This window comes from Streptomyces sp. NPDC005181 (assembly GCF_040608395.1).
In the GTDB taxonomy this organism is placed as follows: domain Bacteria; phylum Actinomycetota; class Actinomycetes; order Streptomycetales; family Streptomycetaceae; genus Streptomyces.
In genome coordinates this window covers 1-9974 of sequence record NZ_JBEXID010000148.1, presented here as the reverse complement: position 1 = coordinate 9974, position 9974 = coordinate 1, and the positions used below count along the sequence as shown (strand labels likewise).

General features: G+C 68.4%; 6 protein-coding genes and 3 pseudogenes. 3 read left to right on the top strand and 6 right to left on the bottom strand.

Features of this window, described 5'->3' with window-relative positions; genetic code table 11:
• Positions 1 to 580 precede the first annotated feature (580 nt).
• Entirely contained in the window at positions 581 to 754 is a 174-nt protein-coding gene (locus ABZV38_RS37870) for a hypothetical protein (RefSeq protein ID WP_356333186.1), read from the bottom strand.
• 407 nt (positions 755 to 1161) lie between these two features.
• A pseudogene (locus tag ABZV38_RS37865) lies at positions 1162 to 1305 on the bottom strand (transcriptional regulator); the annotation flags it as partial.
• Between ABZV38_RS37865 and ABZV38_RS37860 the strand changes: the two are divergent.
• A pseudogene (locus ABZV38_RS37860) lies at positions 1280 to 1954 on the top strand (helix-turn-helix transcriptional regulator); the annotation flags it as partial. The pseudogenes ABZV38_RS37865 and ABZV38_RS37860 overlap by 26 nt on opposite strands.
• Before the next feature lie 220 nt (positions 1955 to 2174).
• On the opposite strand, the gene ABZV38_RS37855 reads toward ABZV38_RS37860, so the two are convergent.
• The gene (locus ABZV38_RS37855; protein WP_356333184.1) at positions 2175 to 3089 is read right to left on the bottom strand and encodes an NmrA family NAD(P)-binding protein; all 915 of its coding nucleotides are present in this window, start codon (positions 3087 to 3089) and stop codon (positions 2175 to 2177) included.
• 102 nt (positions 3090 to 3191) lie between these two features.
• Between ABZV38_RS37855 and ABZV38_RS37850 the strand changes: the two genes are divergently transcribed.
• Entirely contained in the window at positions 3192 to 3824 is a 633-nt protein-coding gene (locus ABZV38_RS37850) for a TetR/AcrR family transcriptional regulator (RefSeq protein WP_356333182.1), read from the top strand.
• 232 nt (positions 3825 to 4056) lie between these two features.
• On the opposite strand, the gene ABZV38_RS37845 is transcribed toward ABZV38_RS37850, so the two are convergent.
• Positions 4057 to 4851, bottom strand: a complete 795-nt coding sequence (locus ABZV38_RS37845; RefSeq protein WP_356333180.1) for an SDR family oxidoreductase — start codon at positions 4849 to 4851, stop codon at positions 4057 to 4059.
• Positions 4852 to 5572: 721 nt separating this feature from the next.
• Here ABZV38_RS37845 and ABZV38_RS37840 point away from each other — a divergent pair.
• Positions 5573 to 5872, top strand: coding sequence for a hypothetical protein (locus ABZV38_RS37840; RefSeq protein WP_356333178.1), 300 nt, complete (start codon positions 5573 to 5575; stop codon positions 5870 to 5872).
• 159 nt (positions 5873 to 6031) lie between these two features.
• On the opposite strand, the pseudogene ABZV38_RS37835 reads toward ABZV38_RS37840, so the two are convergent.
• Positions 6032 to 7007, bottom strand: a pseudogene (locus ABZV38_RS37835) (aldo/keto reductase).
• Positions 7008 to 7433: 426 nt separating this feature from the next.
• On the bottom strand, positions 7434 to 9476 hold the full coding sequence (locus tag ABZV38_RS37830; protein ID WP_356333188.1) for a prolyl oligopeptidase family serine peptidase: 2043 nt from the start codon (positions 9474 to 9476) through the stop codon (positions 7434 to 7436).
• Between the last annotated feature and the right edge of the window lie 498 nt (positions 9477 to 9974).

Sequence of the window (9974 nt, the reverse complement as noted above, 5' to 3'; positions counted from 1 at the left end):
ACCGTGATACGGCAGTACATCGAGGGCCAGAAGCGCCCTATCTGACCGTCCCCCCCAGACGAAGAGAACTCCGGCGCTCCGCGCCTCCGCTCCAAGGATGCGTTTCCCTCCCCGGCTGAAGCCGGGGATACCCACGCAAGATCAAGGATGGAATCACCGATACTGCGGGCGCCTGAGGCGGACGGGGCCTCCTGGGACGACCCGTCGGAGGAACAGCTGCACGACTTGCTGGCCGACATGAGTCTCGGCTGCCGGTACGTCGTGGTGAGGCGGCTCGACCTGGAGCCTGCCGACCAGCACTACATGCAGGTGTACCTCAACGATGACCTGAGCTACCGGTTGGAATACAGAGAAGGCGGCCCGGAGCGACACTTCCAGGCTTGGGCGCCGCGGGGTCACGAATTGTTCGGTCTGGCGCCTGTGGCCAAGGTCCTTCAAGACTGGGCCCTCGGGCGACCTGGTTGGCGTGAAGCCCTTCCCTGGACCCCATGGCCGGACCCGGAACAGCCGCGGTGAAACACGAGCAGCCGCCGCTGCACTCCGACTCGGTGCAACGGCGGCTTCGTCGGCAGGACCGTTACTACAGCTCCCGCTCGATCTGGTTCTCGTTGACCTTCTCTTCTCGCATGGTCTTGTCGTTCTGGATGGCGTAGCGAGTCTGTGCCCCGCTGCTCTCGGTCTGCCGGATCTCGCCCTGCTGCAGCTCGTCTTGCCGGTCCCGGTACTCCACGTGCTGCCCCTTGCGGTACGGCATGGGAATCTCCAAGTCTCGTATGGGTCGGTGGGATAGGGGCTGGCCCCGCTCGTTCGACGGGGAACGCCCCTCCTGGCGCCCGCGACGATCGCTGGACGCACTCACAGCCCTCCCCCAACTCCACGCCACAGCAACCACTGCGGGCCGAATGGAGGACGCCTCGCCCGCCCGGCAGACAGCGCGCTGGTCAATCAATCCTCGTTGACACCGGCCAAGGGCACCAAAGGCGCCGGCTCCCGCCCCGCCGGACGCGTCTGGTTGTGGCCTTACCCGTCGAGGTGGTGGGTCCTGCATGCGTTCCTGCCGAGTCCCGTCTTCCTGGGACTGTCAGTACCAGGAAGATCCACGCGGGGCGGTGCACAGTGGTGGCATGGCGGGAACGGAGTTCGGACGGACAGTACGGCGTTGGCGCGACCGGGTTTCCCCCGGACGCTCACGTAGTCCACGGAGATCCCGGCCAGCATGGCCAGCTCCTCCCGGCGCAGCCCTGCCGCCCGCCGATGGCCGCCCGCGGACAGCCCGGCCCGTCTGGAACAGGGCCGGGCGACCAACCCGTCGGAGCAGGTCGTCGAGGCCTTGGGGCGGACTCTGCGACTGTCCGGAGCCGAGCGCGAGCACCTGTTCCACCTCGCCGGGCTCGTACCTCCGGGGCAGGGCACGGTGCCCGCCTACATCACGCCCAGCGTGCACCGGATGCTGGACAGGCTGACCGCGACTCCCGTGGCGGTCTTCGACGCGGCGTGGACGCTGCTCCTTGCCAACCCGCTGTACACCGCGTTGATGGGAGAGTGGCACGGGCGCGAGCGCAACGGTGTGTGGCGTCACTTCCTCGGCTCGGGCAGCCGCGTCCGCCACACACCGCAGTCCCGGGGTGCGATGGAGACCGCGTTGGTCGCGGAGGTGCGTGCGACAACGAGCCGCTATCCGGCAGACCAGCGGCTGCGGCGGCTGGTCGCAGAGTTGCGTGCGAGCAGCGACCGGTTCGCCGAGCTATGGGATTCAGGGGCCGTGGGCCGGCACGAGGCGTCATGCAAGACCATCGATCACCCCCAGGTGGGCGCCGTGACACTGGATTGCGACGTGCTCAGCGTGGCGGGCAGCGACCTGCGCATCATGATCTACACGGCCGAGCCCGGTACCGAGGACGCCGAACGCCTTGCGCTTTTCGCCGTCCTCGGTACGCAATCCCTGATCGGATAGCGGCCCTGCCGCAACCGGCCGATGCCGCCAGAGCGGTACTGGATAAATGTCTTTAGCAGCGGCGAGTCCGGGTTCCCTGGGCCGGATCGGTGAGCCCGGCCCAGCCGGTCGACACCTGGGCCGGTCCGCCGCCGCGCTCGGGGGATGACGCACGAACCCGTCACGGACGCGCGGTAGCGGGGCCTGTCGACGCCGCATCGCACGCGTTCTGCCGCTGCTGTCAGGAGAGCTGATCGAGCAGGTCCTGACGGTGTGCGGTGGCCCACGAGCCGAGATGGATGGGCTCTCGGCCGAGCAGGTCCTGGACCGTGCTGGTGGTGACCGCGGAGTAGTCGAAGCGGCCCTCGTAGGTCTGTTGCGCCCAGATCAGTGTGCTGGCCGCGTACGCGGCGTCCATGTTGGCGGGTGCGGTGTCCAGCCCGGCATCGATCATGCGTTGCAGATCGTCCGGGGTCAGGACCAGCGCGGGGATCTCCCGTCCGAGGGCGGCGGCGAGGACCTCGGCCACCTCGGCGCCGTTGAGCAGATCGGCGGACAGGTAGTAGTCCTTGCCCGCGTGCGTCTCGGGGCCTTCGGCCAGGACCTTGGCCACGACCACTGCGATGTCGTCGTTGGCGACCCAGCCGACCTGTTTGTCGCCCATCGGCCACACCATCTGGCCGTCGCGCAGCCGGTTGATGCCCAGCAGGTTCTCCATGAACACGTGCGGATGCACATTCGTCCAGGCCAGCTTGGAGCCGGCGATGTAGCGCTCCACCAGTTCGTGCCAGGCGAAGTGCGGGTCGGTGGAGCGTTTGTCGCTGAACACGCCCAGGTGCACCACGAAGCTGACGTCGGCATCCTCGGCGGCGTCCACCAGGGTCTTGGTCTGGTGGTTCATCGCCGAGGTGTAGCCGGTCATCAGGAATACCCGGTCGATGCCCTCCAGTGCGCCGGGGAAGGTGTCGGGGTCATCGAGATCGATGCGGACCGCCTCCTTCCCTTCCTTGATCCACTGCTCGACGGTGGCCTTGCTGCGTGAAGCGCGCACCGGGACTGCTTGGCCGGGTGTCGCCTCCAGTGTCTTCACGACCGCCGCTCCGGTACGGCCGGTGGCCCCGAGGACCAGCACCCGCGGGATGTCTGTGTTCCGCATCTGTCACTCCTTGTCTCATACGAAAGCAATCACTGTCGTATGACACGATAGTGAATGCTGTCGTATGCTCTGTCAAGGCGACGCGAGACCGGAGGAAGAGCCGTGCGGACCTGGGCCGAGAACGACCCCAAAGCGCGCCTTATGGCGCGCAAGCGCGAGGCGATCATCAACGCTGCCCTCGCGGCCTTCCTCGAAGAGGGTTACGGCGGAAGCTCGGTCAACCGCATCGCCGCGAGCGCAGGCGTGTCCATCACCACCCTGTACCGGCACTTCGACAGCAAGGACGATCTCTTCGTCGCCGTCATCCAGGAGGCCTGCGATACCTCCGCGCAGACCGCAGACCCGCAATGGCTGAACCTGCCGCCCCTGGAAGGCCTGACGGAAGCGGGCTGCGGGCTTCTCCAACACATCCTGTCCGAACAGCAGTTGGCGCTGTTCAGGGTAGTGACCCGGGACGCGCAGCGCTTCCCCGAACTCGGCCGCCGCTACCAACAGGAGATTCTCGGAGACCGCGTAGCCCTGTTCACGCGACACCTGTCCCACTGGCCGGCGGAACTGCGCTCCGAGGTCAGCGACCCCACACGGGCCGCGCACGTCTTCTCCGCCCTCCTCCAGGCGGAGATCGTGGACACCGCCCTGCTCGGCGGACCGGTCCCCGACCCGGCCGCCATCCGAATTCGCTCCCAGGAAGCCGCGAACGACCTGCTGGCCCTCGCCGAGGCCGGACGGCTCTAGAAGCGGCAGTGGCCAAGACCTGCGCCCCGCCGGCAGCAGCCCAGGTTTCCCGCGCGGCGCACCAAGGACGTCGCCGGTGAACAAAACGCGGCGCCGGTGGCCTCCCAGGTCCCGAAGGCGCCGATCAGGGTGTGGCGGGCGGTGGGGTGACTGGCACCAGGAAACTGGCCGAAGATCCGGAGCCCGGCGTCTCCTCCACGGTGGCCACCGTCCACCGCGTCCGATACGGCGGTCAGGGGATGACGGCGTCGACGCAGCCTCCGTCAACCCGCAACGCACCGCCCGTGGTGGCGGAGGCCTGGTCGGAACTCAGGTACACCACCATGTTGGCGATCTCCTCGGGCGCGATCAGACGCCGCAGCAACGACTGCGGGCGGTGCTCGCTCATGAAGATTCGCTCCGCCTCGTCCCACGGCAGGTCGCGGCCGACCAGTTCGTACACGAAGTCCTCCACACCGGCAGTGTGGGTGGGGCCGGCAAGGACCGAGTTGACGGTGACGCCGGTCCCGGCGGCCTTCTTCGCGAAGCCCCGTCCGACGGCCAGCAGGGCGGTCTTCGTCATGCCGTAGTGGATCATCTCCGCGGGGATGGCCACTGCCGACTCGCTGGCGATGTACTGGATGCGGCCCCAGCCGCGTTCGGTCATCCGCGGCAGGTAGGCGCGGGTGAGGCGGACGGCGGCGAGGACGTTCACCTCGAAGTAACGGCGCCATTCCTCGTCGGCGATGTCTAGTGGGTCCTTGGAACCGAAGATACCCAGATTGTTGATGAGGACATCGACGCCCGGCAACGCCTCGTGGACACTTGCAGCGCCCTCTTCGGACACGACATCCGCGCCGACGGCGACAAAATCACCGCCCGGCACCTCGTCCCGCAGCCGCCGGACCGCCTCGTCCACTCTCCCCGTGTCGCGGCCGTTGACCCCTACCCGCGCCCCCGCCCGCCCGAGGCCGGCCGCGATGGCGGCCCCGATACCCTGCGTCGACGCTGTCACCAGGGCGGTCCGTCCCGTGAGATCGATACGCATGAACGCTCCTTCGGACGTAGTCAGCCGGAGATCCGGGCCCGTCCGTTCGGGACGGCCCTGTCGTTCGCCACATCGCCCTTGCCTATGCGCACTACTGCGCGCCTCCGGGGGGATTCCCCGATAGCCGTTCGACGGTGACCACGGGGGTGGCTCCGGCGCTCCGCCCGCGAAGCGCCAGGGTCAGAGAGCCCACCCCGTCCGCGCCCGCGGGCCCGGCCGACGCTGCGGCGCCGCGGCAGATATCGGTGGTTGCCGATGCGTCCGGTCGCGTCGGCCTCATCCCCTCACGAAGCGATGCTGTCGTGATTGCCGTCGGTTCCTGTACGAGCGGCGTTCTCTCCAGTGAATACATCTCATGGCGCAATCCGCCACTGTTGGCGCGTCGGCCGGAACGGCACACGCGTGCTCACGCATAGCCAACAAGAACGACAACGCTCGGAACGGATCTCCGATCGATGAGATCGCCCGTGAGAACGCAAGGCGGAGGCTGTCCGCCGCCTTGGCGGCCGAAGCAACAGGAACATCGCTGAGTCGGCCGACAACAGGACGGCTCGGATCGCCCGAGCGGTGCGACGGCCATCAGCCGTCGGTGGTCCGCGGCGACCAGCATCCGTGCGGCGTGCGGGACCATCAGGCCGACGAGGACACGTGCTGTGGGGTTATCCGAAAGGCGGCACGGGCTCGCCCGTGAACTCATCCGCGGCTCCCACCGTGGCGAGGCGTGCGCGCAGACGGGCGGGCGGTAGCCCTCCCCCACACCGAGACGCACCAGCAGTTGCTGCAGCATCAGCTCGAACATCGGCTCCTGGTCGGGGATCACCGAGTCGAAGTGGCCGAAGAACACAAGGGTCGCGGACCCGTAGGTGGCCTGCCGGCAGCCGAGGAAGACCACCAGGGCACCCAGTGGCAGCCCCACTTCCGACGCATCCCGGTATTGGGATCGATCAGCGGCAACACGATGACAGCGATCCTGTTCTCCGACGGCGCATCGACGACACCCGCCAACTGGTCATCGTTATGACGCACTGTGTGGCCGAGGACGTCGAGCTCATCTTCGGCAGACCATCGGTCACACGCGGTCCCCCGGCGACGGCGACAGCAGTTACGGGACATCCTTCGGCGTGGAGCCTCCGCCTGCAGTTGAGCTCTCGTCGTGCGGAGCGGAGCCTGGCCAGACCTCTCACTGCAGCAGCTCAGCGACCTCGGAGAGCTCGGCCTTGGACAAGGGGCCGCGCTGGAGGGCCCCGGCGTTCTCCTCGGCCTGGGCGACGCTGCGGAAGCCGGGGATCGGCACTGTCCGCGGGCTGCGTGCCCACAGCCACGCGAGGGCGCCCTGTGCAAGCGTACGGCCGTCGGCGGTGAGCACGTCCCGTACGGCGTCGATGCGCGCCCTCCATTGGGCTGCGGGCACGCCGCCCTCATCGAACCAGCGCAGCCACGCGGGCGGCAGCGAACGGATGTCACCCGCTGCGCCGCGGCCGGAGGAGCCCTGCTTGCCGGTGAGCAGGCCCATAGCGAGCGGGCTGCGCACGATGGACGCGAGTCCGCGCTCCTCGCACAGCGCCAGCATCTCCGGCGCGTCCACCAGCACATTGCACGCGTGCTGGACGCCCGCGCAGTGCTCCCCGTCGGCGAAGAGCGCGGCTCGCCCGGGATCGTCGGTGCTCCAGGCGTACGCGCGGATGAGTCCCTCTCGCGCGAAATCCTCGCACGCTTCGCGCAGTTCGGCCGCCTCGCCCAGCGGCACTTCTCCCAGATGCAGCTGGTACACGTCGATCCGATCGGTGCCCAGTCTCCGCAGCGACGCGGTCAGTGCGCGGCGCGCGTACGCGACGGTTGTGTCCTCACCGATCAGCGTGCGGGTCTCCTCGTTGAAGACGTTGCCCCACTTGGTGGCGATGACCACCTCGTCCCGCCGACCCGCGAGCGCCCGTCCCAGTGCCCTCTCGCTGCGGCCGGTGCCGTTCCGCGGTGTCGAAGAAGGTGACCCCGAGCTCCATCGCCCGCCGGATCGCCGCGACGGACTCCTCGTCGTCGACCGTGCCCCACCCGAGGGGGTTCCCATCCGCGTCCTGCCACTCACCCCCGATGGCCCAGCACCCGAATCCCAGCGCACTGACCTCGATCTCGCTGTCTCCCAGCGTCCTGTTCTCCATGCCTGACCACGCTACGAGTTGGAGCGCACACGAGGGCAAGGCCGACGAGCGATCCGGAACTACTTGTCACCGAGTTGATCAACCGACTCGACGCCACCAGCCCGACACCAAACCCGGTGAACCCGATACACGGTCTCCACAGGGTGGTCTGCCCTGACGCCTTCCCAACTCTGCGACCTCGTCTGCCAGAAGCCCTGGGGGCATTCCCTCAGATGGATCGGGGCGGCGGGAATGTGAGCCCCGGGGTTCGTCGGCGAATGGCCGTCACACACCGCGTCAGACCGACAGCAACTGGGGCTGGGCCGGACACTCCGCCCCAGCGCTGTCCGCGAAGAGGCGCGTGGGGAACTCGTGCTCGCGGAAGGCTCAGGCGCGGTCCCCTCGGAGGTGACAGGCCCCCTCAGCGTCCAGGTGAGTCCCGCGCGGTCAGCCTGAGGCCGGTCGAACCGGTGGTGTGAGGTGCCGCCACAGGAAGGTATGCATCAGAGCGTTGTTGTGGGCGGACTGTTCGTTGTCGCTGGCGCCCGCGTGGCCGCCGCCGATGTTCTCGTGAAGCAGGACCGGGTGGCCGAGTTCACGCAGCCGTGCGGCCGCTTTGCGGGCATGGCCAGGGTGGACACGGTCGTCACGGGTGGAGGTCTTCAGAAGAACCGGCGGGTAGACCTGGTCTGCGGTGAGCTGGTGGTACGGGGAGAGCGCACGGAGGTGGGGGCGATCGGCTTCGTTGTCCGGGTTGCCGTACTCGGCGATCCAGGACGCGCCGGCGAGGAGCTTATGGAAGCGGAGCATGTCCAGCAGCGGTACCTGCGCGACGATCGCGCCGAACAGCTGCGGGTAGCGGGTGACCATCGCGCCCATCAGCAGGCCGCCGTTGCTGCCGCCCGCGGCGCCCAGCATGGCCGGGGTGGTGATGCCCCGCGCGACGAGGTCTGCGGCGACGGCCGCGAAGTCCTCGAATGCTCGCGGCCGGTCCGCGCCGAGCGCGGCCTGGTGCCAGTCCGGTCCGTACTCGCCGCCACCCCGGATGTTCGCCATCACGTAGGTGCCGCCGCGCTCCAGCCACGCCCGGCCCGTCACCGCGTCGTAGAAGGGGGTGAGGGAGACCTCGAAGCCGCCGTAGCCGTAAAGCAGGGCGGGGGCGGGGCCGGGGCGGGAACGGTCGGGGCCGATCACGAAGTATGGCACCCGCGTGCCGTCCCGCGAGGTCGCGAAGAACTGCTCCACCGCCAGACCAGCCACGTCGAAGTGGGCCGACGCCTGCTTAAGGATCTCCGTGTCGGCGCCGATCTGCCCGTGGTAGAGGGTGGAGGGCTGCAAGAACCCCGACACGTCCAGGAAGTACTCGTCGGAGATGTCCGGGTCCGTGTCCACGACAGAGACGGCGGACAGCGCCGGGACGTCTGCGAGCGGCTTGCGTGCCCACCCACCGCCGGGGTTGGGGGTGAGGACCTCGATGCGGGTGCTGACGTCGCGCATCGTCTCCAGGATCAGATGGTGGCGGGTCCATGAGTGCCCGGCCAGAGCCGTCCGCTCATCTGGGGTGAACAGCACCTCCGCGGTGCGGTCGCCCGACAGGAAGGCGTCGAAGTCGAACGCGAGCAGGGAGCCCGCCCGCTGTCCGAGCCAGTCGGACTTCAAGGTCACGATCAGATGCCGGCGATGGGCATAGGCACTGGCGTCGTCGGGAACGTCGATCTTGACGAGCGCGGCATCGGGGGTCAGGAGGTACGCCTCGCTGCGGAAGAAGTCCAACGACCGGGCGACGAAGTCCCTCTCGAAACCGGGTGTGGTGTCGTGCCAGCCCCGGGCCGACACATCTCCCGTCTCGGCCTCGAAGACCAGGGCGGCTTCCTCCAGCGGCGTGCCGCGTCGCCACCTGCGAACCGTCCGCGGATAGCCGGCGTCGGTCAGCGAGCCCGGCCCGAAGTCCGTGCCGATGAAGACGGTGTCGGCGTCGATCCACCCGATCCACGTCTTCGCCTCCCCCACCTGGAACCCGCCCTCGACAAAAGCCCGGCCGGCGAGGTCGAACTCGCGGACCACAACGGCATCACCACCGTCGCGCGACAGACACACCAATGCCCGGTCGTAATCGGGATGGCGCACCCGCGCACCGGCCCACACCCACTTCTCGCCCTCCGCGGCGACGAGCGCGTCGACGTCGAGAAGGACCTCCCACTCGGGAGCATCCTTGCGGTACTGCTCCAGCGTCGTACGCCGCCACACACCACGCACGTGCTCGGCGTCCCGCCAGAAGTTGTAAAGGAACACTCCGAGACGGGTGGTGTAAGGGATACGGTCCGAAGCGTCCAACACCTCGCGCAGGCGCTCCTTCAGGGAAGCGAACTCTGCGCCGACCGCCAGCACGGCCTCCGTCTCGGCGTTCCGCTCGGCCACCCACTCGAGCGCGGCCTCACCTTCAACGTCTTCCAGCCACAGGTACGGGTCGTCATCGATCACAAGCTGAATTGTGCAGGCCCGGAACGCTCGGTGAGTCCACATCCACCCAATGCCCGGACGTGCGCTCTCGGCTGTGGTGCCATCGAGTGCGTCCGCTCGGGGTACCCGACGTACCCGATGGCCACCACCAAGGCTGCCCCACCTGACCGGCGCTCGCCGCGGCCATCAGGAACGCGGCGTGCGTCGGAGGCATGTTCCACAGGACTCGCTGCGACGCTGATCCGCGGTATGTGAACGGCTTGGCTGGAACCTTGGCCAAGACCAAGATCCGGTGCATCCCCCGGCCGACGCCCCGCCGTCCGCGCACCTCACCTTCGTTTTCGTAGTTCAGCACGAGCGTGACCGGCGTACCACCCGCAGACGAAGAAGCGGCATCTGAGCCATTCTCGACCGCGGCGCCCATGGACCGCTCGACTCTGCTGCGCAATTCGCTGCGGGGGTGGGGTCGGGTCCGTCATGATCGTTCCTGAGGTCGCTTCTCTGTCGTGCGGCCGTGGAGGCGGTACG

What these genes read in the sequence shown, in the direction of transcription:
- ABZV38_RS37845 (WP_356333180.1), bottom strand. Translation starts at nt 4,851, where the DNA reads ATGCGTATCGATCTCACGGGACGGACCGCCCTGGTGACAGCGTCGACG.
- ABZV38_RS37870 (WP_356333186.1), bottom strand. Translation starts at nt 754, where the DNA reads ATGCCGTACCGCAAGGGGCAGCACGTGGAGTACCGGGACCGGCAAGAC.
- ABZV38_RS37855 (WP_356333184.1), bottom strand. Translation starts at nt 3,089, where the DNA reads ATGCGGAACACAGACATCCCGCGGGTGCTGGTCCTCGGGGCCACCGGC.